The 26579-nt window shown below is 35.8% G+C and carries 18 protein-coding genes; 6 read left to right on the top strand and 12 right to left on the bottom strand.

The genetic code is table 11. The features are described 5' to 3' along the window. Window positions 1-125: 125 nt before the first annotated feature. The 8 genes from IRZ78_RS14790 to IRZ78_RS14755 all read right to left on the bottom strand — a co-directional run bounded on the left by IRZ78_RS14790 (window position 126) and on the right by IRZ78_RS14755 (window position 16496). Entirely contained in the window at window positions 126-2132 is a 2007-nt protein-coding gene (locus tag IRZ78_RS14790; protein WP_194617273.1) for a glycoside hydrolase family 97 protein, read from the bottom strand. Between the two features lie 349 nt (window positions 2133-2481). Further along, window positions 2482-4881, bottom strand: coding sequence for a TIM-barrel domain-containing protein (locus IRZ78_RS14785; RefSeq protein ID WP_194617272.1), 2400 nt, complete (start codon window positions 4879-4881; stop codon window positions 2482-2484). Window positions 4882-4912: 31 nt separating this feature from the next. Then, window positions 4913-7402 carry a glycoside hydrolase family 2 TIM barrel-domain containing protein gene (locus IRZ78_RS14780; RefSeq protein WP_194617271.1) on the bottom strand — a complete coding sequence of 830 codons (2490 nt, stop codon included), beginning with the start codon at window positions 7400-7402 and terminating at the stop codon, window positions 4913-4915. Between the two features lie 125 nt (window positions 7403-7527). Next, window positions 7528-8898 (bottom strand): hypothetical protein, encoded by a 1371-nt coding sequence (locus IRZ78_RS14775; RefSeq protein WP_228520490.1) that lies wholly within the window; start codon window positions 8896-8898, stop codon window positions 7528-7530. Window positions 8899-8920: 22 nt separating this feature from the next. Next, window positions 8921-10492 (bottom strand): RagB/SusD family nutrient uptake outer membrane protein, encoded by a 1572-nt coding sequence (locus IRZ78_RS14770; protein ID WP_194617270.1) that lies wholly within the window; start codon window positions 10490-10492, stop codon window positions 8921-8923. 11 nt (window positions 10493-10503) lie between these two features. Then, window positions 10504-13635: a TonB-dependent receptor gene (locus tag IRZ78_RS14765; protein WP_194617269.1), complete on the bottom strand. Its 3132-nt coding sequence runs from the start codon at window positions 13633-13635 to the stop codon at window positions 10504-10506. A gap of 45 nt (window positions 13636-13680) precedes the next feature. Next, complete coding sequence (xylA, locus tag IRZ78_RS14760) at window positions 13681-15000, bottom strand: xylose isomerase (protein ID WP_194617268.1); 1320 nt, start codon at window positions 14998-15000, stop codon at window positions 13681-13683. Between the two features lie 2 nt (window positions 15001-15002). Then, the gene (locus tag IRZ78_RS14755) at window positions 15003-16496 is read right to left on the bottom strand and encodes an FGGY family carbohydrate kinase (protein ID WP_194617267.1); all 1494 of its coding nucleotides are present in this window, start codon (window positions 16494-16496) and stop codon (window positions 15003-15005) included. A 391-nt stretch (window positions 16497-16887) separates the two neighbouring features. Here IRZ78_RS14755 and IRZ78_RS14750 point away from each other — a divergent pair, with 391 nt between their 5' ends. Then, on the top strand, window positions 16888-17604 hold the full coding sequence (locus IRZ78_RS14750) for an NUDIX domain-containing protein (RefSeq protein ID WP_194617266.1): 717 nt from the start codon (window positions 16888-16890) through the stop codon (window positions 17602-17604). Window positions 17605-17625: 21 nt separating this feature from the next. Beyond that, window positions 17626-18351 (top strand): NUDIX domain-containing protein, encoded by a 726-nt coding sequence (locus tag IRZ78_RS14745; RefSeq protein ID WP_194617265.1) that lies wholly within the window; start codon window positions 17626-17628, stop codon window positions 18349-18351. A 42-nt stretch (window positions 18352-18393) separates the two neighbouring features. Here the strand turns inward: IRZ78_RS14745 and IRZ78_RS14740 are convergent, their stop codons facing one another. Then, window positions 18394-18621 (bottom strand): hypothetical protein, encoded by a 228-nt coding sequence (locus tag IRZ78_RS14740; RefSeq protein WP_194617264.1) that lies wholly within the window; start codon window positions 18619-18621, stop codon window positions 18394-18396. A 504-nt stretch (window positions 18622-19125) separates the two neighbouring features. Between IRZ78_RS14740 and lepA the strand changes: the two genes are divergently transcribed. The 3 genes from lepA to IRZ78_RS14725 all read left to right on the top strand — a co-directional run bounded on the left by lepA (window position 19126) and on the right by IRZ78_RS14725 (window position 23043). Further along, window positions 19126-20922 (top strand): translation elongation factor 4, encoded by a 1797-nt coding sequence (lepA, locus tag IRZ78_RS14735; RefSeq protein ID WP_194617263.1) that lies wholly within the window; start codon window positions 19126-19128, stop codon window positions 20920-20922. Window positions 20923-21353: 431 nt separating this feature from the next. Next, window positions 21354-21974: an outer membrane beta-barrel protein gene (locus IRZ78_RS14730; RefSeq protein ID WP_194617262.1), complete on the top strand. Its 621-nt coding sequence runs from the start codon at window positions 21354-21356 to the stop codon at window positions 21972-21974. 112 nt (window positions 21975-22086) lie between these two features. Next, window positions 22087-23043, top strand: coding sequence for a YafY family protein (locus IRZ78_RS14725; RefSeq protein ID WP_194617261.1), 957 nt, complete (start codon window positions 22087-22089; stop codon window positions 23041-23043). Between the two features lie 48 nt (window positions 23044-23091). Here IRZ78_RS14725 and IRZ78_RS14720 read toward each other — a convergent pair whose 3' ends face one another. The 3 genes from IRZ78_RS14720 to IRZ78_RS14710 form a co-directional block, all read right to left on the bottom strand. Then, the gene (locus tag IRZ78_RS14720) at window positions 23092-23592 is read right to left on the bottom strand and encodes a DinB family protein (RefSeq protein ID WP_194617260.1); all 501 of its coding nucleotides are present in this window, start codon (window positions 23590-23592) and stop codon (window positions 23092-23094) included. Window positions 23593-23658: 66 nt separating this feature from the next. Continuing rightward, entirely contained in the window at window positions 23659-24141 is a 483-nt protein-coding gene (locus tag IRZ78_RS14715) for a DinB family protein (RefSeq protein WP_194617259.1), read from the bottom strand. 184 nt (window positions 24142-24325) lie between these two features. After that, window positions 24326-25258, bottom strand: coding sequence for a 1-phosphofructokinase family hexose kinase (locus tag IRZ78_RS14710; RefSeq protein WP_194617258.1), 933 nt, complete (start codon window positions 25256-25258; stop codon window positions 24326-24328). A gap of 188 nt (window positions 25259-25446) precedes the next feature. On the opposite strand from IRZ78_RS14710, the gene thiL reads away from it, so the two are divergent. Then, window positions 25447-26493 carry a thiamine-phosphate kinase gene (thiL, locus tag IRZ78_RS14705; protein ID WP_194617257.1) on the top strand — a complete coding sequence of 349 codons (1047 nt, stop codon included), beginning with the start codon at window positions 25447-25449 and terminating at the stop codon, window positions 26491-26493. The last annotated feature ends 86 nt before the right edge of the window (window positions 26494-26579 follow it).

Below are 26579 nucleotides of genomic sequence, written 5' to 3'. Positions count from 1 at the left end.
GACCCAAAACATTTTTTAAAAATTATCGGGTCTGAATTTTTATAAATTATTTTTTTTTAAAATCTAATCGTTACGTTAGAATACCTAACAGGTTTTGGAAACCTGTTAGGATATCAATATTATAATTATAGTTTTTTAAATCTAATAGCTGTTCCTCCTGCTCCACCTAAATGCAATTTTAGTGAGTCTGAAGCTTTAACGGTTTTCTTCGAAATTGCTACTGCTTCCGGATTGTGTTTTTGATCTGTTCCTTCGGCATCAGCATAAATTTGTGCTTCGTATGTGGCATTTTTATCTAAGAAGGATAATGAAATTTCAAGATCTCTTGGGTTTTCATTTGTAATACTTCCTAAAAACCAATCGGCGCTGTTTCTGTCTTTACGAGCTGTGGTGATATATTGACTAATTTCTCCGTTCAGTACTTTTGTGTCTTCCCAATCTGTTGGTACATCTTTCAAGAATTGTAATGCTGGTTTCCCTTCGTAGTTTTCAGGAAGGTCGGCTAACATTTGAATTGGAGAATAGGTTGTTACATAAATGGCCAATTGCTGCCCCACAGTTCCCTGAATTCTTTTTCCGGGATATCCTTGTTTTACCTCAACATCAAAAATTCCAGGCGTAAAATCCATTGGTCCTGAAAGTAATCTTGTAAACGGAATAATACTTAAATGATTTGGCGGATTTCCTTCGCTCCAGGCATTGTACTCTTGTCCGCGTGCTGCTTCTCTAGAAACCATATTGGGGAAAGTTCTGCGTTCTCCGGTATCTTTTATCGATTCGTGGTATAAAACAGCTAAATCATATTGTGCTGCTTTTTCTAAAATATATCTGAAATAGTTTACTCCAAATTGCCCGAAGTGCATTTCTTTCATGTTTAATTTAGAACCTACGTGGCCAATTTTTACGGTATGAATTCCAAGTTTCTTGTATAAAGCAAAACCTTCATCAACTTGTTGCAAATAATTGATCAGGTTTGAACCTGTTTCGTGATATCCAATTAATTCAATATCTTTTTTCTTAGCATATTCTACCACTTTTTCTAAGTCGAAATTGTCTGCATTTTTCGTAAAACTGAACATGTGCATACGGTTTTCGTACCAACCCGGTGTCCAGCCTTTGTTCCAGCCTTCGATCAATAAATGATGAAATCCTTCTTTTGCTGTAAAATCAATATATTCTTCGGCGTGTTTTGTGGTCGCACCTTGTTTGTCGCTTTCCCAGAAAGTGTATTTTCCAATATGCATTCCCCACCAAATTCCAAGATATTTATAAGGTTTAAAATAGCTGTCGGTATTTTTTAATTTATTTGGTTCGTTCAGGTTTAAAATCAGATAGGATGTAATTAAATCTGTTGGTTTTTCTCCAATCTGAATGGTTCTCCAAGAAGATGTGAAGGTATCTTTTACACGAACTTTTACGCCGTCTGACCAAGGCACAAGATCTGTTTTTAGTTGTGTTCCTACATTGTTTACCAAAGTTGTACTAGCATAATCAATAAGGTTTGCCTCGTGAAAACTTAATGCTAATCCGCTTTTACTTTCAATTGTTAATGGAGTTAAAACGGTATCGAGTTTACTAACCGGTGCTTCTTCAAACAAGTACTCATCTCTGTTTTCTCTGTTGGCCGGAATCCACCATGCTTTTCCATCTTCTTTCAGGTTAAAGGTCGTTTTTTCATCCATAATGAAAATACTGTCTTTTACATTTTGCTTTGGATATACATATCTGAAAGCCACTCCGTCATCGAAAGCGCGAAACTGGATTTCTAATTTACGTTTGTTGCCGCTTTTTTGCTGTAACTCGACTACTAATTGATTGTAGTGATTTCTGATGTTTTTCTTTTCTCCCCAAACTTGTTCCCAGGTTTCATCGAAGGTTGAGTTTTTTACATTTTTGATTTCAAAATTAGAACTAAAGTCTTCATTTCCTTTTAGTAAAAATCCTAAATCTGATGGTGTAATCACTTCGGTTTTGCCGTGTGACACTGCATACTTTGGAGCATTTTTTACTAACTCAAATTTAATTTTGTTTTGCCCGTTTGGCGATGCCAATTCGTAAGCATTTTTGTTTTTCTGACTGTATCCCATCGAAACTGAAAGGATTAAAGCGGGAAGAATGAGGTAATTTTTCATGATATTTTTCTTAATTCATTTTTAATAAATCGGGTGTTGCTTGTGCTTTCACCCGATTTAGAAACTCAACAAAAACTTATTTTTATCCTAAGTTGGGATTATTTTATTTTAAACACATAGAAACATAAGATTTTGTAGACTCAAAAAAGGCGTTTCACTTGCATTAACAAACATAGCTATGTGTGAAGAAACTGGTTTCTTTTCGTCTTCTTTTTTAAAGAATAAGAAAACCTATGTTTCTATGTGTTTAATTTTTTTCACGCAGATCTCACAGATTTAAGCAGATTTTTAATTTTTAATTCTCAATTTTTAATCCTTTTAATCTGTGTAATCTGTGGCATACATTTCTTTACTTTATCCACTCTGTTTTAAAAGTGGTTTTTCCTTCTAGTGCATTTGGTGCAACATTAAAATTGTTTCCGTTTTTGGTTACTTTTATTTCTTGTAATACATCGCCGTCCGGTAAAAATACTTTGGCTGTTGCCGAAGTTGTTTTGTCGCTGGCATATACTTTTAAGGTTAATTTACTCCAATCCATATCTTTTGTAGATTGTGCTAAAGCGATGTGGGGCAAAGCTGTTCCGTCTTTTACTAAAACTACGATTGGTACTTCTCCGGCTTTAATTTTATGCCAGCCAGATTGGTATACTTTTTTGGTTTGATAATCAATCCATGTTCCTTCAGGAAGATAAACGTCTCTTTCGGTCACTTCTTCAAAAAGTGGTGCAACCAACATACTTGAACCAAATAAATATTCGTTATCAACTAACCAGGCTCCCGGATCATTTGGATATTCTACGAATAAAGCACGCATCATTGGCAATCCTTTTTGAGAGCTTTCTTTCGCCTGAGCGTAGATATACGGCATCAGTTCATAACGCATATTATCTGCTTTTCTAAATCCTTCAAGGAAATCTTTGCTGTACAACCAAGGTTCGCGAGGAGGTTCTCCGTGGCTTCTTACGTGTGATGTAAACATCCCGAAAGGTGCCCATCTTCTGTATAAATTCTCCGGTGATTTTGTGGCAAATCCTCCTACGTCATGACTCCAGAAACTGAATCCGCTTAGACCTAAAGAAAGTCCACCGCGTAATTCTGCCGACATTGCGCCGTTTGTAGTTTCGGCATCTCCACCCCAATGCAATGGGTAACGTTGCGATCCTGCCCAGGTACTTCTTGCCCAGATAAGCGTATATCCTTTTTCTTTTTGAGTAATTTCGGCTACAGCCTTATTGTATCTTAATGGATATAAATTGTGTTCGTAGAAACCTGTTCTTCCGGAATGGTAAATTCCGTCCGGTGGTGCTGCTTCTCCAAAATCTACTTTGAAAACAGCCACCCCCTGATCGAATAAATGTTTCAGTTTTGCCTGATACCAGGTTACGGTTTCAGGATTTGAGAAATCCAGAACTGCATCTTCATAAGGTAAATTTCCTTTACGGTCTCTTACGGCTAAATTCTTATCCATGATTTCATTAAACAATGAGTTTTTTGGTGAGAAATAAGGCAATTGCCATAAACAAACCTGAAAACCATCTTTCTTTAAATCAGTCATCATTTTTTCTGCATCAGGAAAACGTGCTTTTGCAAACTCATAATTGTTTCTCCAGTCTACATCGAACCAACCGGTGTCAAAGTGAATTACATCTGTTGGAATTTTATATTTACGCAAATCTCTTGCTACATCACGACCTTCTTTTTCTGAAAAATATGTGATTCTACTCATCCAGAAACCAAATGACCAAAGTGGCGGCATCGCTGCTTTTCCCGTCAAATCTGTGTATTGATCCAAAACATCTTTTGGTTCTCCTATAAAGAAAAACAAATCGGCTTCGTCATCGCCAATGTACATTTCGTTAGCACTTGAATAATATCTCCCAAAGTCAACTGTAATGGGTGTCGAATGGTGCATGAAAACTCCGTAACCGCGGCTGCTCATATAAAAGGGAACGGGTTTGTACATGGTTTCGTTCTGAATTCCGTTAGCATCATCTGCCCATAACACTACTTTTTGTCCGCGTTTATTAAATTGTGTGAAAGATTCTCCACAACCAAATATTTTTTCGTCCGGTTCTAAGCTAAAAGCAGCTCCCATACTTCTGGAATAATCGCTGTTTCTGCGCACATACGAAAACGGAAGTGTTGGTGTATAGGTATTTTTGAAATCAGAATCGTGAAGTGTACTGGTCAACAGTTTTCCTTTTTCATCGTAAATTTTTACGTGCCACGGTTTCGATAAAATCTCTACTACTCCGTGTTTGCTGGTGTATTTGTGTCCGCCTTCTATTTTAGAATATTTCCATAATTCAGGATGATTGGGCGCAACACCGTTAATCAACATTAACGATTCCTTTTCAGGATGAAATTGTGGTCCTGAAGTCGTTTTGATTCTAATGGTTCGATCTGAAACAAACTGAATTTCGAATGGCAATAACGGCGAAGCTTCATATTCTGTGGTTGGAAATTCGTTGGCTTCGACCACATCGGGCTTCATCATCATGTTGTTGAAAGCCTGACGTGTTTTGTAATTGTATCTCAGATATTTTATAGTTCCTTTTCCTGTTGCAGGATCAAAAGCTGTAAGTTCATCAGCGAAATAAAAGGTATTCAGGTAATTCTGAAAATCCTTGCTGATATCTATCGGAGCGTTTAGCACATCTGCGTTCTGAATTTGTGCGGACGCTTTTGGCGAAAGCAATAATCCAAAACCCATGAATAGAGATAAAGAAGCTATCTGTATTTTTTTCATTGTGTGGTTATTTAGTTTTATTAATAGTCTTTTATTCTGCTGTAATTACAATTGTAGCTTGTTTTAATCCATTTGCTTTAGCGGTTAATTCCAGTCTTCCTGTTTTTGTGTCAGACTGAACAATGACTAAACATTTTCCGTTAAGCGCGGTGTGTTTTGAACCTTTGTATGATTCGTGACTTACCGGATCTCCACTGCAAACACCTACAATTTTTCCGTTTCCTTTTAAGGAGAAATTAATTTCGTTATTGGCATTTGGAGCCAAAATTCCTTTAGCGTCGAGAATGTCTACCGTTACAAATGACAGATCATTTCCATCAGCTTTAATTGTACTTCTGTCTGCTGTCAGTTTTAAATTGAATGGATTTCCGGCTGTTTTAATTTCGGTTTCCAGAATTGTTTTTCCGTTTTTACGGGAAACTGCTTTTAGAGTTCCGGGTTGAAAAGGAATTCTCCACATTACATGCAAATCATCTCCTTTTTTACTTCGAACTCCAACTGATTTTCCGTTAAGAAAAAGCTCAACCTCATCTGCTTTATTGTAATATGCCCAAACGTCTACAGTTTGCCCCGCTTTCCAGTTCCAATGCGGGAAAATATGCAAAACGGTTTTGTCTGTCCATTCGCTTTGGTACATATAATACACATCTTTTGGAAAACCGGCTAAATCTACAATTCCGAAATAAGAACTGATCGATGGCCATTCATAAGGAGTTGGTTCTCCGATATAATCGAAACCGGTCCAAATGTACATTCCGGAAAGGAAATCGTGTTTTTTGATCACTTTCCAGGTGGCTTCATGCGTAGAACCCCAAGGTGTTTGTACCTGATCATAAGCTGAAACGGTGTTGTCCGGATTTCCTCCAGTAAATTTTTGATCCCATCTTACCGGCCACTTTTTTATGGTATCTGAAACGGCATCATAATAACCACGGGTTTGCAAGCCTGAAGTAGTTTCGGTTGCAATGAATGGTGTATTTGGGAAATTTTTTTGATGATACTCGTAGGTCTGATGTGCATAATTGTAACCAATTAAATCTAAAACTCCAGATGCAGCGAGTGGATTAATCGACACATTTTTTTTCTCAAATTGTAAGGTTACGGCATCAATATTCATATTTACCGGCGGATTCATCGCTGCAGTCAACGGACGTGTTTTATCGTACTGGCGAGTAATTGCGGCTAATTCTTTGGCAATTTCAACTCCTTTTTCATTCCATTGTTCCGGAATTTCGTTACCAATACTCCAAACAAAAATACTTGGATGGTTACGGTCGCGCAGCAATTGATCTATTAAATCTTTTTTGTGCCATTTGTCCCAATCGTTTCCATAATCGTATTTGGTTTTGGTTTGTTTCCACATGTCGAAAGCTTCATCCATGACAATGAAACCCATTTTATCGCATAAATCTAAAAGTTCCGGAGCGGGTGGATTATGAGAAGTCCTGATTCCGTTTACGCCCATTTCTTTCATGATTTCTAACTGACGTTCGATGGCGCGTGTATTAATCGCAGCGCCCAAAGGACCTAAATCATGATGTAAACAAACTCCTTTTATTTTTACCTGTTTTCCATTTAAAATAAAACCTTTATCGAGATCAAATTTAAAATCCCGGATTCCGAAATTGGTTTTGTATTGATCTACAATTTTATCGTCAACCGAAATTTCTGTAACGGCTGTATACAATTCAGGTTTTTCAACAGACCATAAAGTTGGTGTTTCGACCTGGGTTTCTTGTTTAATGGTTTGATTGGCATTGGCACCAATTGTTATATTTTGAGTAACCGATGTTACTTTTGTATCTTCTTTAAAAATAGTAGTGGTTACTGTTGCTTTTTTTGAAGCTGTGTTTTGGTTTTGAATAGTAGTTTCAAAATGTACCGAAGCTTTTTGAGCAGTAACTTTTGGTGTTGTCACATAAGTTCCCCATTGTGCAACGTGTAGTTTATCAGTGGTTTCGATCCAGACATTTCTAAAAATTCCTGATCCTGAATACCAACGTGAATTGGGTTGTTTTGAATTGTCAACCTTTACAATAATTTCATTGTCTTTGTCTCCGTAATTTAAGTATTTGGAGATTTCATATTGAAAACCAATATATCCGTTTGGACGTTTTCCTAAATAATGTCCGTTTACCCAAACTTCGCTGTCTTTGTAAACGCCATCGAAAATAATGGATGTTACTTTACTGCTATCTGCAGCGGCAACTTTAAATGTTTTTTTATACCAGCCTAAACCTCCGTTTAGTGCTCCGCCTCCATATCCGGCAGGACTTTTTTCATCAAAATTACCTTCGATACTCCAATCGTGAGGAACGTTTAATGTTCTCCATTTGGTTGAAGCTCCAATAGTATCTTTGTCTTGTATGCTATCATTTAAATGAAAACTCCAATCTGAATTAAAAGAAACTTTTCTGTTTGCAAAAGCATCCTCCTTTTTACTGCAAGAGCCCAATAAGATAATTCCGATTAGCATTAATAATGGTAGTCCATTATTGAAATATTTTCTTTTATGCTTCATTTTGAAAGGATTTTTAATATTGAAAAACAAATATAAACATACCGATAGGCGACTTTGTAAATCCCCTACCGGTTGTTTTATACTTTTAAACAATCTGGCTTTTAGTTATAAAAAGCCACAATTATTTAAGGGATGATGTAATGGAAAACAAACCACTCATCTTTACCGGCATCATAAGATGTCCCTAACCAAATACCTTTTTGAAGATAATCTTTATTGTATGCTTTTACTACTTTAATCACATTTGCAGTTGGACTCATCCAGCTCGCTGAATTTTGAATCAGTGTTTCTGTTCCTAAATTAATTTCGTTGGTTGCTGCATTTATCGTAAAAATTCCTGTAGTTACAACACCTTCCTGACTGCGGGTATAGTTTAATTTACCACCCCATTGATCAAAACGTATCCATGAATTACCTGCAACAGCTGCCCAGCCAGGATTCCATCCCCAATCTGAAGAACTACCTGGTCCAGTTGTCCAGCCTTTACCTGCTGCAACCCAGTCAACAGGATTACCTGCTGCGTCTAAGTTCCAAACTCTTCCTGCACCAGCGCCTCCTGTTAGCATTGTCAACAATTCGCCAGGAGCAAAAGTAGGATTGAAACCTTCGTCAAGAACAGGCACTGTAACCGGAGGAACGTAGGTATCTGCATGTTCTTTAGAAACAAAATTCCAGATATACCACCATGGTCCTTCGCTGTTGGTTCTCTTAATAGCAATTCGTAACTGATTGTCTGTAAGTGTTAATACTTTTATTTCACTCGTCCAGTTGCTTGCATTTGCAATATAATTGTCCGGTCTTAAAATTGTAGCTCCGGTTGTAGTCAAAGTATGTGCATTAACATCTAAGAAATAGGCTCCGCTTTCAATACTAGTTCCGTCAGCTTCATGAACCGTCATAAAAGGTCCTCCATCAAGGCTGAATGTCATGTATCTTCCCCAGTGCATATCTGCATCTGTACTTGAATTGGCATTTCCTGCAGGTTCCCAGTTTGGAGAGAATTTATTCCATTCTACTACTGTGCTAGGATCTGCATAAGACATTGCCCCCTGCGCTAAACCATATTTACCGTTGTCAAGTACCCATGATTTTTTATGACCAACTCCACCAGATAATGCAGTCCAAAGTGGATCATTAACATAATTCAAGTTGTCCTGACTTACTGTAATGGTTACCGGATCTAATTCGACAATACCACCATCTGTTACTGCTGAGATTTTAATAGTATAAGAACCTTTAAAAGCATATTGTACTTTTTGTTCCGCTTTATTCGATTTTCCTGTAACATAGTCCCAATTTAAAACCACTCCTGGAGTTGTGTTTTTTAATAGTACTGTATTTCCTCCCGGATCTGTAACTAAATCCTGTGTGATTTCAAAATGTATATCTGATTTATTCATTGGTTCATCCAGAGAATAGGTATCTGGAGAACAAGATGAAACCAGCATTAGTGCTAACACCAAAAATGATGTAATTAATAATTTAATATTTTTCATTTCTTTGATTTTTTAGTTAAAATTACCAACCAGCATTTTGTTTCAAAAGTCCTCCTGATAATGTAATCTGAGTATTCGGGATTTGCATCAATCCTTTTGTTTCCTGAATTTTACCTGCCGAAATTGTTTTTGTTGTAGGAACTCCACCATTTAATAATGTTGTAGTTTCTGCAATACTTGTAGATGCTTTTCCAATTCCCTGACGTAATAAATCATAATATCTTACTCCTTCAAGAGCAAATTCAAGGCGTCTCTCGTTCAAAATATTATCAGCATTTACCGGTAATGAAACAAAATTTTCTTTGTAAGCTCTTTCTCTAACTTCATCAAAGTAACGCTGAGCATTTCCGCTTCCTAATTCTGCAGCCATTAATAAAACATCTGAGTATCTTAACACCACATAATCCTGAAATTGGCTTATGTCCCAAAATTGGCTTCCCATAGCAATAGGAAGATCTACTCCATCTTTATTCACCATTGGAGAATACTTTTTATTGTAATATCCTGTGTATTCTCTTTGGCTGTTCTTTTTATCAAATGGTATCTTTTCTTCATCAACTCCAATGATACTTGCAGTACGTCTTGTATCTGTTGCGCTGTACGCATTCCATAATTTTGAGTTTACAGTAACTCCCCAACCACGGCCATACGGATAAGATGAAAATTCTCTCATCCCAAACATTACCATCCATTGGTTACTATCTGTATTTCCGTTGTAGTCACTTGTGTAAGTGTATTTTATTGAAAACACAAATTCTCTATTGCCTTCTCCTGCATATTTATCTACTGAAGCTGCTGGCCAAAGAGTAGAAAAATCAGCTACTAACCCATGACCACTAGAAGAAATAACATCTTCTAAATGTCCTAAAGCCTGAGTTTTATTTACTACACCAACTAAATCAGATTTTCCGTAATATCCTGTGTAATATAAATAAACACGTCCTAGTAAAGATTTTGCTGCCCATTTTGTAACGCGTCCGTTTGGTTTCGCATTATAAGCTTCTGTAGGCAAATTGTTTGAAGCAAATACTAAATCATCTGCTATTACTTTATAAATTGCTTCAGGAGTAGCTTGCGGAACATCTTCAGAAGAAGGTGTTGTTACCAAAGGCACATTTCCCCATACACGAGTCATTTCAAAATAAAGATAGGCTCTTATAAATCTAGTCTCAGATTCGTATGTATTTCTTAAAGCAGTATCTCCCTGCCATTCGATCTGATCCATTTTGGATAATAACATATTACAACGATAAATTCCTTTGTAGTAAGCGATCCAATTGGTATTAAGTAAATCAGTATCTCCAGGAGATCTTGAAATATCAAACTCATCCATTACTGCATAATTGTAACCATCTGAATTTCCTGTACCTCCAAAACAATCATCAGACATAACTTCGCTTAATACAGGAATTCCCACTCCTGCACCACCTGTTGCCACCTGCATTCCGTCATAACAACCTACTAATGCTGTATAAGCATCGTCTTTGGTTTTGTAAAAACTTGTATCTATTGGAGTCAAAGGCTCTGTTTCTAAACTACAAGAACCCAGAGACAATAAACTCAAACAGAAAATATATAAATATGTATTTTTCATCTTTTTATTTATTAAAGTTTAACATTTAATCCTAACATGAAGGTTCTTGGTCTTGGATAGTATCCTACGTCTACACCTGATGAGAACTTTTGGTCATCGTTTGAAGAACCAAATCCAATTTCAGGGTCCATACCATTGTATTTCGTGAAAGTGTAAAGGTTTAATACTGAAAAGTAAACTCTGAACTGGCTGGCAAAAAATGGTTTTGCTTGTTTCATTTTTGCCAAATCAAATCCTAATGTTACAGTACTAATTCTTAAGAAATCACCATTCTGAACATATAAATCCGAAAATTGTGTGAAGTTTCTATTGTCTTCTGTTACTCTTGGTACTGTGTTAGAAGATCCTTCTCCGTGCCAACGATCTAATATGGCAGACGTATAATTTCCGTAAGCACCAGATTGATTTCTATACGATTGTACGATTTGATTTCCTGCTACACCATTAGCTAAAAGCGAGAAGTCAAAAGCTTTATAACTTGCCGATAAAGAGAATCCGTAAGTAAAGTCAGGATTAGGATTTCCGATACTGGTTTTATCCGAAGCGTCGATTTTATCGTCTCCGTTTGTATTTATATAAATAACATCACCAGGAGCTGCAGTTGGCTGTAATACTGCACCGTTTGCCGATTTATAATTGTCAATTTGCGCCTGATTCTGGAAAACACCTCCAGTTTTATATCCCCAGAAATAGCCTAACGGATATCCGTTTTGCGCTCTGTAAAATTCAGGTGAATTATCATACAGTTCATTAGGTAAACCGTGAATAATTCCACCGTCTGCAGGTATCTCACCTACAGTGTTTTTATTATAAGCCCCATTGGCGCTCACACTGTATTTAAAATCTCCAATACTGTTTTGGTAATTTAAACTTACCTCAACCCCTTTATTTACCACATCTCCTCCGTTAATAAATGGTGGGTTCGCTCCTTTAATTCCTGAAATTGGCGCTAATATTAACCAGTCTTTGTTGGTTTTCTTATAAAAATCAACCGTAAAGTTTAATGCATTGTCTAAAAATCTTGCATCAAGACCAAGGTCAATTTGCTCTGAAGTTTCCCATTTTAAATCCAGATTAGATAATCTGTCCGGATATGCTCCTGGAGTAAGAACCCCTTCTTCATCTCCAAAATTGTAATTGGTATTATTTACTTTTATTGGTGATAAGTATTGAAAAGCTCTTGCATTCTGATTTCCAACTTGTCCCCAAGAAGCTCTTAACTTAAGAAAATTGATCACTTTTGAATCTCTTAAAAATTCTTCGTTTGATGCAATCCAACCTGCTGAAACTGATGGAAAATATCCCCACTCATTCTCTTTAGAAAAAATGGAAGATCCATCAACTCTAAAAGTGGCATTTAACAAATAAGTTTCTTTAAAATTGTAATTTAACCTACCAAAATAAGACATTCTTTTAGTCTGTTGCTTGATACCATTTAATGCTATTTTAGCTCCGTCTTTATTAGTCGTATTGTCTAACCACGCATGCTCTAAATCATCAAAAAACGAATCTGCATTTGTAGCCGATATAGACGTTCCGTCAAAATTAATAGACGATGTTCCCACCATTGCTTCAAAATGATGCGTTTCGGCAACATTAAATTTATACGTCAATAAGTTATCCCAGGTAAGTGTTTTACCCTTGTTCATGTTTTGATTTACTCTATCAAAAGCACTGTTTGCATAAATCGACAATTGATATTTAGGAGAATATGAATGTCCTTCACCTGCATAATAATCAAGACCTAAAGTAGTTTTGAATGTTAAGTTTTTTATTGGCTCAATTTGCAAATAAACATTACCAAGCAATTTTTGATTGTTATTTTCATTTTGATTGTTGTATTCCATTAATGCATAAGGATTTGCCTGACCTGCTAACCAAGGCTCGCTGTTTTTAGTACTATCGTAATAGTTACCATTTGCATCGTACATTGGTAATAATGGCGATACCTGAAAAGCACTTCTTAAAGAATTGCTGTACTGATTTCCAACCCCAATTCCGTTTTTATTGATGTAGGCAAAACTCAAGTTCTGACCAAAAGTCAATATATCTTTGTATAATTTATGTTCTGAATTGAATCTGAAATTATAACGCTCATAGTTCGATAAATCTTTACCTCCTACAACTCCTTCTTGTCCTAAATAAGACAAAGATGACGAATAAACAGAAGTATCTGAACCTCCAGAAACACCAAATGAGAAGTTTTTAGTCGCGGCGTTATCCACCAACATTTTGTCCATCCAGTTTGTTCCTTTTCCCATTGCAGCAATTTGACTGTTGGTGAAATATGGATTTTTTCCTGAATTTACAGCTGCTTCATTTAAGATAGTAGCATATTCAGTCGCATCTAATAAATCTACTTTTCTGGATACTGACTGTATTCCATAATACTGATCAAAAGTAACTTGTCCTGAAGAACCTCTTTTTCCTTTTTTGGTTGTTACCAAAACAACTCCATTAGAAGCTTGCGAACCATAAATGGCTGCAGATGCAGCATCCTTTAATACAGAAATAGATTCAATATCTGAATTGCTTAAATAAGAGATATCATTAGTAAGGATTCCGTCTACAACATATAACGGACTGCTTCCTGCTGTTGAACCAACACCTCTAATCACCACATTTAATCCTTCTCCCGGTTGCCCTGAAGTAGATGTAATCTGGATACCGGCTGCCTGACCCTGAAGTGCCTGCAAAGCATTTGTTGTATTGGTTTTGGCAAGATTTTCTCCACTAACCTGAGTAACAGCATTAGTTACAAGTGTTTTCTTTTGTGAACCGTAACCTATAACGACAACTTCTTTAAGATCTGCCGCTTCTGTTTGTAAGGTAACAGCAATCGTTTTTTGAGTTCCAATGGTAATACGTTGCGTTTTAAATCCCATAAAACTGATTACGATTACGTTACCTGTTTTGGCATCTAATTTAAAATTTCCATCAAAATCTGTTGATGTTGCTGTCTTCGTGCCTTCGATAGCTACCGTAGCACCGGGAACGCTCATACCATCATCTCCTGATTTTACATTTCCGGTTATCGATTGGGATTGCTCCTGGGCAAAACCGGACTGCATCATAAATACACTAAGCAACAGCGCCATACAAAACGAGAGCGGTGATGTTTTAATACAATGTTTGCTTTTCATAATAGTTAAGAATTGGTTTAAATTATAGTTAGTAATTTTTAATCGTTAGTACGCATTCGAAATAATCTGTTCGAATAATTCCTGTCTTCCACTTAGTGATTGAGGTTCTCCACTTGCACGGGCAATTTTGCTAAGATCTTCAAGAGATAATTCTCCGTTTTCGAACTTCGCTCCGTTTCCGCCGTCAAATGAACTGTAACGCTGCGTGCGTAATTTTCTGTAATCTGTATTTTGTAGTATCTGATCTGCGCAGATTAATCCTCTTGCAAAAACATCCATTCCTGCAATGTGTGCAATGAATTTATCTTCTAAATCGATTGAATTTCTTCTCACTTTAGCATCGAAGTTTACACCTCCACCCTGAATTCCGCCACCTTCAAGGATAACCAACATAGCCTGAGTCACTTCCTGAAGATTAATAGGGAACTGATCTGTATCCCAACCGTTTTGGTAATCTCCTCTGTTGGCATCAATGCTTCCTAACATTCCTGCATCAACAGCAACTTGTAATTCGTGTTCGAAAGAATGTCCTGCAAGTGTAGCGTGGTTTACTTCAAGATTTAATTTGAAATCATTTTGAAGTCCGTATTTGTTAATGAAACCTAATGAAGTCGCTGCATCATAATCGTATTGATGTTTTGTTGGTTCCATTGGTTTTGGTTCGATCAGGAAGTTTCCTTTAAAACCTTCTTTACGGGCATAATCTTTACAAGTATTTAAGAATCGTCCTAAATGGTCTAGTTCTCTTTTCATGTCTGTGTTTAACAAACTCATATATCCTTCACGTCCTCCCCAGAAAACATAATTTTCACCGCCTAATGCAATAGTTGCATCTATTGCAATTTTTGCCTGAGCACCTGCATAGGCCAAAACGTCAAAGTTTGGGTTGGTTGCAGCACCGTTCATATAGCGAGGATTACTGAATAAGTTTGAAGTTCCCCACAACAATTTAATTCCTGATTCTTGTTGTTTTTGTTTCGCATATTCAACCATAGTCTGAATACGAGTTTCAAATTCAGCCAATGTTGGCGCATCATCTACCACATCAACATCATGAAAACAATAATAAGGCAAACCTAATTTGGTCATGAATTCAAAAGCCGCATCCATTTTGTCTTTGGCTCTTAAAATCACATTCTCATTTTTATCCCAGCAGAACGTTTCAGTCGAAGCTCCAAACGGATCTCCTCCTGTGTTACATAGCGTGTGCCAGTATGCCATCGAAAAACGTAAATGTTCTTTTAAAGTTTTTCCCGCAACGACACGATTCTCATCATACCATTTAAAAGCTAATGGGTTATCACTTTCTCTGCCTTCGAATTTAATCGCGTCAATGTTTTTAAAATATTGATTAGTTGTGCTCATTATTATTGTTCTATTTTAATTTGATTTTTCCATTCCTGATATAAATCCTGATATTGAGAAGTCAGGATTTTGTTGGGTTCAATTCGGTCTAAACATTGCAATCCCTGAAAAGCTTCGTCTAGCGAATTGTAGTATCCGTAACCGTAAGCAGCGCCTCTTGCAGCACCTTCAGCTCCGGATGTATTGTATAATTCTAAAGTAGTTTGTGTTGTATTGGTGAAGATTTCTCTAAAAACCGGACTTAAAAAAAGGTTCGCATTTCCTGCTCTTACTATAGTTCCTGAAACTCCCGTTTCTTTCATCACATCAAAACCGTAATTCATGGCAAAGACAATTCCTTCACAGGCTGCGCGCACTAAATGTGACGGTTGGTGAATATTGAAGTTTAAATTCTGAATTCCGGATGTTGCATTTTTATTATTGAAAATACGCTCAACACCATTTCCGAAAGGATAAAAACGAAGTCCGTTGCTTCCTACTGCTACTTTTACAGCTTCGGCATTTAGTTTATCGTAGGCAATTAATTCAGCTCTGTCAACCGACATGATTTTGCGTAGCCATTGGTATAAAATTCCAGAACCGTTAATGCATAACATTACGCCATTACGCTTTTCGGCTTCGGTATTATTGACGTGTAAAAAAGTATTGATTCTGTTTTGTTTGTCGTAAGCATCCTGATCGCTTACGGCATATACAACTGCCGAAGTTCCGGCTGTTGTAGCAATTTCGCCGGGTTTCAAAACATTCAATGACAATGCATTGTTGGGCTGATCTCCTGCTCTATAGGTGATTTTTGCATTAGGATTTAATCCTAATTCTTGTGCTATTTCTGAGTGAATGGTGGCCTGTATTCCAAAATTTGAAACAATTTCAGGAACAATATCTGATGATAATCCCATTTGAGAAAGGATTTCGGTCGCCAGTTTTCCTTCAGAGAAATTCCACAAAGCCGCTTCTGATAAACCCGAAGTACTAATTTGAGCCACTTTTGACAATTTCGCAGCAATAAAATCGCCCGGAAGCATCATGTATTTTGCTTTTGCAAAAACTTCTGGCTGATTGTCTTTTACCCATTTTATTTTTGATGCGGTAAAGTTTCCAGGGCTTCCTAAAATTTGATGCTGACAATTTTCAGCACCCATCTGATTGTAAATTTCATCTCCAATAAGGGCTGCACGACTGTCGCACCAAATAATCGAAGAACGAACGGGATTCAAATTTTCATCGGTTAAAACCAAACCGTGCATTTGATAGGCAATCCCAATTGCGTTGATCTTTTTTAAATCAATATTCGATTTTGCACCTAATTGCTGGATTCCGTCTTTTACAAATTGCCACCACGATTCAGGATCCTGTTCTGCCCAGCCAAATTCCTGGGCAATAATTGGCATTTCAAAATCAGGAACGCTAACGGCTCCAATGGTCGCTCCTTTTTCAGGATCGAAAACTGATAATTTTATCGAAGAGCTTCCTAAATCAATTCCTAAAAAAAACATTTGGTGGTATTTTAAGTTAGTTATAGATTTGTCCTTTTTAAACTTATAGTCAAACTGAACTTATCTTATGGTTAATTTGACTACAAGTGTAAAACATTTTTTCTATATTAACAAAATATTAGGGTTATATTTTTTCAATTCTGATAATTGGATCCTCATTTTTATGAATACAATAAAATATTGGCTTAAATAGAATAAAAAAATATCAAAAAAATAACGAATTAGCAATTTGACAATCAGTCATTTAGGAATTATAATTTTAGAATAGCATTTTCTAACAATTCACAAACAACTGATTGTCAAAAAATTATTTCGTTAAAAAAAATATAAAGGATTTATAAAAGCAACTATTCATTTTATTTATTTAATTTGTTTAAAATTTAAGTAGCATATGGTCAAAAATGTAGCCGACGATTCAGCTTTAAAAGGTGAACAAACCGCAATGAATGCAATCACGATTGACTGTGTCATATTTGGATTTGATAAAGGGAGTCTAGAAGTACTATTGGTACAACACGGAGAAGGTATTAGTAAAGGAAAATGGGGACTTCCGGGAGGATGGATTTATAAAAAGGAAAGTACAGACAATGCCGCGCATCGTTTACTGAACGAACTTACAGGTCTGGATAACATTTACTTAGAGCAGTTAAAAGCGTTTGGAGATCCGGATCGTTTTCCGCTTCGACGCGTTATCACTATAGGATATTATGCTTTGGTAAAACGAGAAGATTATAATATTAAAGCAGGTTTTACGGCTTCTGATGCCAAGTGGTATAAGATCAATAGTATTCCGGATTTGATTTATGATCATAACGAAATTTTGGCTTATAGCTTAAAACACCTTCAAAACAGAGTACGCCAGGCACCGCTTGGATTCAATCTATTGCCTGAAAAATTTACTTTATTGCAATTGATGCATTTGTATGAAGAGATATTAGGGATCGAAATGGATAAATCTAATTTTAGAAGAAAAATTCTTCACATGAAATTATTAGTCGCATTAGACGAAAAACAGCAAGATGTTTCGCATCGGGCTGCTAAATTGTATAAATTTGATCCGGAGATTTACAACAAACTCACCGAGAAAGGATTCAATTTTGAATTTTAAAACTATCGACAATCTTAGCAAATGACTTTTCTATCTTCTAAAAACATTTCGGATACTACCAATAAAACGACTACTCCGGAAATAGATGGAATGACGATTGACTGCGTTATTTTTGGTTTTAATAAAGCAAGCCTTGAAGTACTTTTAGTACAACACGCTGAAGGAGAAAGCATAGGAAAATGGGGACTTCTTGGTGGATACATGAAGAGAGAAGAAAGTGCTGATGATGCCGCACATCGAATCGTGTATGAACTTACGAGTCTGGACAATATATATTTAGAGCAGTTAAAAGCCTTTACCAATCCTGCTCGTGTGCCTCAAAGACGAGTGGTGACTATTGGTTATTATACTTTGGTCAATCGTGAAGATTATAATATCAAAGCCAGTTTATCTGTAATCGAAGCCAAGTGGCACAAGATTGATACGATTCCCGAATTAATTTTCGACCATAGCAAGATCCTCAACTTTAGTTTGATGCAGCTGCGCAATCGCGTTCGTCAGGCCCCAATTGGTTTTAATCTTTTGCCTGAAAAATTTACTTTATTGCAATTAATGCATTTGTATGAAGAGATTTTAGGAATCGAATTAGACAAATCTAATTTCCGAAGAAAAATTCTTCATATGAAATTGCTTGTTGAACTCGATGAAAAACAAAAAGCCGTATCGCACAGAGCAGCTAAATTGTACAAATTCGATTCTGATACTTATAAAAAACTTACTGAAAAAGGATTCAGTTTTGAGTTTTAATAAAAAATGCCTGAAGGAAATCTTCAGGCATTTCTCTATATTCTAGATACATAAAAATATTACATTGCAGTAACCGCCCACAATACCCGGATATTTCGTGGGATCTTCTGTACCAGAGTTTGCTGCGACTCCCATTCCGCTGGCACAAATAGAAGTGGGCACAGGTCTGGGACCACAAATTGTTCCTAATGCACCGCCATTGATACTTTTCATTTCATCTTTACTAAGCCTGCTAAATTTTTCAGTAAGCTGCATGGTTTGTTTTTTCATAATTTGTTTGATTTAATTATTAGTAAAAAATAAACACTCTCTTTTGATCTACTTTTTATAATAAAATCCTGCGCTCAGATCTTTAATAAAAACCCATATCAAAAAATTAAATTATAATACGATCATAATTATAGTCACAAGGACTACAAGTGTAGTCATATTTTCACGAATCGACAATTATTCGTACAAAAAATACAGATTATTCAAACAAAAGTTATTTATGGTATTTTTTCAGCAAAGATGTTTTGTCCCGAACACAATAAAAAAGATAATCCTTACATTTTCGGGTATAAAGTTGCAATTGATAATGAATGAATTAGCATAATTTCATCTCCTAAAAAACAGCTTTCCGGCTTCAAAACTCAAAATCGGACAACTACATTCCAGAATCCAAAACTTTGCGCTATCTTTGCGGCTTAATAACACGCTCAACAGCAATTGCTACAGCGCAAATTTATACCCTGAAAATTACTTAAAACTCGCTAAGAGAATTGAAATATTAAAATGAAGAAGATACGTAACTTTTGCATTATTGCACACATTGACCACGGTAAAAGTACATTGGCAGACCGCTTATTGGGCGCTACACAAACCGTTACAGCTCGTGAAGAGAAAGCTCAATTGCTTGACAACATGGACCTGGAACGTGAGCGTGGAATCACCATTAAGAGTCACGCCATTCAAATGGAATATACCTATAAAGGAGAAGAATATATTTTAAATCTTATTGACACTCCTGGTCACGTTGACTTTTCATACGAAGTTTCAAGATCTATTGCTGCTTGTGAAGGGGCACTTTTGATTGTCGATGCTGCACAAAGTATTCAGGCACAAACGATTTCTAACTTGTATTTGGCTTTAGAGAATGATCTTGAAATTATTCCGGTTTTAAATAAAGTAGATTTACCAAGTGCAAATCCTGAAGAAGTTAGTGATGATATTATTGATTTATTAGGATGTAAATTAGAAGATATTATTCATGCTTCAGGAAAAACAGGTTTTGGTGTCGAAAATATTTTAGCTGCCATTATCGAAAAAATCCCACCTCCGTCAGGAAATATTGACGAGCCATTACAAGCTTTGATTTTCGATTCGCATTATAATCCGTTTCGTGGAATTGAGGTAATCTTTAGAGTTGTAAACGGTGAAATCAGAAAAGGGCAAAAAATTAAATTCATGGCCACTGGAAATGAATATTTCGCCGATGAAATTGGAACTTTAAAATTAAATCAGGTTCCTAAAAATGTAATTTCTGCTGGTGATGTTGGTTATTTAATTTCAGGAATTAAAGAAGCCAAAGAAGTAAAAGTTGGTGATACACTAACAGATGCTAAAACACCAACTACTAATATGATTACTGGTTTCGAGGATGTAAAACCAATGGTTTTCGCCGGAATTTACCCAGTAGATACTGAAGATTATGAAGATTTGCGTTCTTCTATGGAGAAACTGCAGCTAAATGATGCTTCGCTTGTTTTTACTCCTGAAAGTTCTGCGGCGTTAGGATTTGGTTTCCGTTGCGGATTCTTAGGAATGTTGCACATGGAAATTATCCAGGAACGTCTAGAGCGTGAGTTCGACATGACGGTAATTACTACTGTACCTAACGTTTCGTATTTGGCTTATACCAAAAAAGATCCTGAAACTGCATTTGTTGTAAATAATCCTTCTGACTTGCCTGAACCATCTCGTTTAGACAGAGTTGAAGAACCTTTTATTAAAGCAACCATCATTACCAAATCTGATTTTGTTGGAAACGTAATGAGTTTATGTATCGAAAAACGTGGTCAAATTACCAATCAAACGTATTTGACAACAGAACGTGTTGAATTGAATTTTGATATGCCATTGGCGGAAATTGTATTCGATTTTTACGATCGTTTAAAAACGGTTTCTAAAGGTTATGCTTCTTTTGATTACTCTCCTATTGGAATGAGAACTTCGAAACTGGTAAAACTGGATGTTCTTTTGAATGCTCAAACGGTTGATGCACTTTCTGCTTTGATTCACGAAGACAATGCGTATAACATTGGTAAAAAAATGACCGAAAAATTACGCGAGTTAATCCCAAGACAACAATTTGATATTCCGATTCAGGCTGCAATTGGGGCTAAAATCATTGCTCGTGAAACGATAAAAGCACTTCGTAAAGACGTTACCGCAAAATGTTATGGCGGTGATATTTCGCGTAAGCGTAAATTACTAGAGAAACAGAAAAAAGGTAAAAAACGTATGAGACAAGTAGGAAACGTTGAGATTCCTCAGGAAGCTTTTATGGCTGTTTTGAAACTTAACGATTAATTTTTTTTTTAGAAGAAAGAATATAGAGAATAGAATACAGATTGAACCCGATGACGAAAGTTGTCGGGTTTTTTGTTTTAAAAAATAATTTAAACACGAATTCCACGAATTTACACCAATTTTATGAGCTGCTATTAATTCATTTGTGCAATAATTTATAACAAAAAAAGCCAACTATGATTTGTGAAAATTAGTGAAATCCGTGTTTGCTTTTTATAATTTGTTACGATAAATATCCTGCTCACTTCAGGATTTATGCCTCATTAACAAAAATAAATCATAATAAAACCTCAAAATTAAACACGTAAATACTTATAAAAAAGTAGGATTATTAACTCAATAACTGCATTTTTAATGCTATTGATTGCAATTCTAAAAGTTTTAAAATGAAAAACATAATTTTAATCTTACAACTTTTAAAAGCAATTATTATGAAAACTAGATTTTTTGTTATTTTATCAATGTTAACTTTCTCATTTGCGAACGCGCAACAACAAGAGGTTGATGCTGAAATGAACTCTGCAAAAGGAATAACTTTTGAAAAAGGCGATATGTTCCTTGAGGGTTCTATCAAAATTAGCACAGGTGGAGAAAGCGACTATTATGGATTTAGTCCAAAATTCGGGTATTTACTAAATGACAAATTTGCCGTTGGAGCAAAACTAAATTATTCAAGTGAAAAAGAAGAGACTGTTCCAGAAACAAAAACCAACGTATTCGGGGTTGGTGCTTTTGCCAGATACTACTTTTTAGAATTAGACAAAAAACGTTTTAAAGCTTTTGCTGAGGCTGGTTTAGGGTTTGGTCAAAATAAGACTAAAATTCAAGGATTCGAAGACGACACTGATAACAGCATTACAGCAGATATTACTGTTGGTTTAAACTATTTTGTGACCAAAAACATTGCGGTAACTTTTACATTGGCTAATGTATTAGCGTATAATAGTGTTTCTCCTGAAAATGGTGCATCATCAGATACTTTTAATTTAAATATTAATTTATTTGAAAACATTTTCGATCAACCACAATTTGGTCTTTTGTATAGATTCTAGATTTGTACAAATCTCAATCTTTAAAAAAGCTGTCCCAATTTGGGACAGCTTTTTTGTTTCTCTAAACTTTGAACCTTTGTATCTTTGAACCTTACATCTATAAAAGAAAAAAATGGACGAAGCCCCAAAACGATTTGACCGCATCATTGCTATTCTTATTCAGTTACAATCTAAAAAAATTGTAAGGGCTCAGGAATTAGCAGATCGTTTTGAAGTGAGTTTAAGAACGATATATCGTGATATACGTACTCTCGAAGCATCGGGAGTTCCTATTTATAGCGAGGCCGGAGTAGGTTATGCTTTAATGGAAGGCTATAGATTACCGCCGGTTATGTTTACCCGTGAGGAAGTAGGTAGTTTTATCGCTGCCGAAAAATTAATGCAGAAATTTACAGATCCTTCTATGGGGTCTCATTACGCATCAGCGATGTATAAACTGAAATCGGTTTTAAGAAGTACTGATAAAGACTGGCTTTCGAACATTGAATCAAGCATTTTAATGCAAAATAAGGAGCCACTATTTCATACTAGTTCACCTAATACTTTGCCTGTTTTGTTCGAAAGCATCTCTGAGAAAAAACAAATTCTATTATCATACAAAACCCTTGAAGCCGAAGAACCTACCACAAGAAACATCGAACCGGTTGGTGTTTTTCACGATCACAACAATTGGTATTTTTTGGGTTATTGCCATTTACGAAAAGATTACAGACAATTTAGAACAGACAGAATTCAGGGTATTAAAAAAACTGACTGTTGTTTTACAATAGAACATGATTCCTTAGAAACTTACCTGAATAAAAACGAAACAATCCCGACAACTAAAGTCAGAATTTTGATTGATAAAAAAATTGCCCGGTATTTAGAGTTCGAAAGAAAATACCACGGTTATATTTCAGAAAAAGAAACAGACGGGCAAATAGAAATGACTTTTATGTGTCGCGATATAGAAAGCGGTTTTCCGCGTTGGTTTTTGATGTTTGGCGATTATGCCACAATTCTGGAACCAGAAAGCCTTAAAACCCGGGTTCTGGACTTACTTGACATTAATAGAAAAAGACTTTTATAAAAAAACTCCCAAAGACAAATGATAAGTTAGTCAGTGGGAGTTTTTATTTTATTGTTGATTTTTTACGACATTATAAAAATTATAGTCCGTATTTGAAGCGTCGGTTATACCAATACTTCTTCCGATGGTTACAATTTGACCTCTATGATAAGTGCCATGATTTACTACTTGCAATAAATAATCAGAAATTGGCAACTCGCAATGAAACCAGGGATTCTCAATTTTAATCGTTTTATACAATTGTTCGTCTGATAATGATGAAATAAACTCCGATAATTTTGCAGACGTATTTAATAAACCTTCAAGTATCTCATTTTTACCTAAATCAGCGTTTTCATTCCTTTCCGGCAAAGCAGTTTCGGCTATTATAGAAAACCAATATTGCTCTGTTTCCCAAATATGGTTAAGTGTTTTAATAATGCTCGTATAGCTCGAAGGAACATCTTTGCATAACAACTCATCAGATTTTGTTGTTAGCCAATTCACAAACTGTTGATTTACCCATAAATTGTAGGCAGCATAATTTGCCATTATTCTTTTTAAACTCATGATGCTTGATTTATATTATACCTTGAACAGATGATTTGGTTCATCAAAAACGTCTTGATTATAATGCTATCTTTCCCAGAAAAAAGGAGGTTCAATATTTAAAGCTCTTAGATACACATAGCCTTGTCCGCGGTGGTGTACTTCATTATCAATAAAATAAAGAATATTCTGGATTACCGGAAATTCGTATTGACCAAAAAGATTAAAGTTTTCATTAAAATCTTCAATTGATAATTTTTCCCAATACTGATTAATTTCTGCAGTTGCTTCGTCCCATTTTTCAAGATATTGCGCTTTAAAAATCAATTTTTCTGATCCTTCTTCGCTAAATGGTTTCACTTCTTTATTTACAATTCCTTTAAGTCCCGGAACTGCAATGGCCAAAAGTTCATCAGCCAGTTTAGAAAAAGTTCTCATTCCTCCTATCGAAAATTCAAAGAAATCTTTTTCAGGAAACAATTCAATTACGCGACGTGTAAGGGCGCGGTGACCTTGCCAGTGTTTCAACAAATCTTCAGGAGTAATTACTTGGGCAGCTAATGTTTTCATAGTTTTAAAGTTTTAATTATTTTTAATACTCCAAAATTATTGAGGGCCGGTGACAACAGTTTGTCAGCAGGAAAAAAAAGATTGATTTTTTTTCCTGCTGACAAACTTAGAGACGCACAGCAGTGTGTCTCTACGATATAGATTGTGGTTACATTTCGTTTTTCTTAAATCTTCGATTGAATCTTTATTTATTTCTTAGCCATTCAAACAAACGATGTGCATCTTCATACTTAAACAATTGCGTTCCTTCGTTCATTGTTGCAGCAGATCCGCAGGCAACTCCCCAGCGAATTACTTCTTTCAGGCTTTTATTTTGAGACAGTGCCCAAACCATTCCGCCTACCATACTATCTCCGGCGCCAACAGTACTTTTTTTGGCGACATTAGGCGCAGGAACATATTCGTATTCATCTTTAGTAACCAAAACAGCTCCTTGTGGTCCTAAAGAAACTACGACAATTTCGGCTCCGCCTTTTGCAATGATTTTTTTGGCGGCTTCATTTACTTCTTCCATTTCCAGACGCTCTACTCCAACTAACTTTGCGAGTTCACCAACATTTGGTTTTATAAGGTATGCTCCGGTTTCCAAAACTTTCTTTAAGGCTTCTCCTGAAGTATCTATGATTAATTTTGAATTTGATGCTTTGGCAATTTCAGCTACTTTTTGATAAAAATCAGTAGATAAACCTTCGTTTAAACTTCCGCTTGCTACGAGAAACTTTATTTTTAAATTCGAAATTGTTTTTAAAACTTTCTGAACTTCTGAATCAGATAAAACATCTCCAGTAAACCCAAAACGATATTGCGAATTGGTGTTATCATCGACAGCAATAAAATTTTCTCTGGTTGCTGTTTTAGTTTCAATAGTTTCAAAATCTACCTTTTCCTGTTGTACTAAATCTTTCAGCATTTCGCCAACGGGTCCGCCTGAAGTAAAAATGGCTAAGGAACTTCCGCGTAAGCGGGCAATAGCTTTAGAAACATTTATTCCGCCTCCGCCTGCATCGAATTGTGGTGTTCCACATCTTATTTTCTGCTCGGCAATCAGGCCTGAAAAATGGGTGCTTTTATCTACCGAAGGGTTTACGGTTAAGGTAACTATATCGAATGTTTTCATTTTTGTGTTTTCTTTAGATCTTTTAAAGATCCGAAAATATCATTTCTAAAAGAAGGAAATTCATAAAAGATTGAGACGCACCGGTTGCGTCTCTACCATTCATATCATATCTACATTTTCGTCTCTACCATATTACGGAATTAAAATTTGTACCTTTGCCGCTTAGAAACTTTGGAACTTAAAAAGAAATGATCGAAGATAAAAATCCGCAACGTACCAGTATAGCGCAATTAGGCGAATTTGGCTTAATTGAACACTTAACCAAAAATTTTGATGTTACTCAGGAATCTACCTTAAAAAGTATAGGCGATGATGCCGCTGTTCTTGATTTTAAAGACAAAAAAGTAGTTGTTTCTACTGATTTACTGATCGAAGGTGTGCATTTTGATTTGGCTTATATGCCTTTAAAACATTTAGGATATAAGGCAGTTGTTGTAAACATATCTGACATCTGTGCCATGAATGCCAGACCAACGCAAATAACGGTTTCTGTAGCCGTTTCTAATCGTTTCCCACTAGAAGCCTTAGAAGAATTATTTGAAGGGATTACACATGCTGCAAAAGAATATAAAGTCGATGTTATTGGCGGAGACACTACCTCATCACAAAAAGGATTAATCATAAGCATTACTGCTATTGGTGAAGCCAACGAAGATGAAATTGTATATAGAAATGGTGCTCAAAAAACCGATTTACTGGTCGTAACAGGAGATGTTGGTGCTGCTTATATGGGATTACAGGTTTTAGAACGTGAAAAACAGGTTTTTCAGGTAAACCCAAACAGTCAGCCTGATCTTGATATGTACAGTTATTTAATCGAGCGCCAGTTAAAACCTGAAGCACGAAAAGATGTTCGTACTTTACTACACGCTCTTGAAATTAAACCAACATCGATGATTGACATTTCAGACGGATTATCTTCTGAGATTATTCATTTGTGCAAACAATCAAAAGTGGGCTGTAATTTGTACGAAGATAAACTGCCACTGGATCCTCAATTTATTTCGACTTGCGAAGAGTTTAATATTGATAGTACAACGGTTGCTATTAATGGTGGTGAAGATTATGAATTGTTGTTTACGATTGACATTAATGACTTTGATAAAATAAAAGGAAATCCAAATTTCTCTATTATTGGTCATATGGCTGACGAAAGCGAAGGAATTAATCTGGTAACACGTGCCAACACTCAAATTCCTTTAAAAGCCCGTGGCTGGGATGCTTTGTCTGAATAAATTTTTAAAAATTTAAATAAAAAAAATCCAAATTCCAATGACATAATTAGTATTGGAATTTGGATTTTTTTAATTGGAATTTCTTT

Source organism: Flavobacterium sp. CSZ (assembly GCF_015350725.1).
Classification (GTDB): domain Bacteria; phylum Bacteroidota; class Bacteroidia; order Flavobacteriales; family Flavobacteriaceae; genus Flavobacterium.
This window is presented reverse-complemented; position numbering and strand designations above follow the sequence as displayed.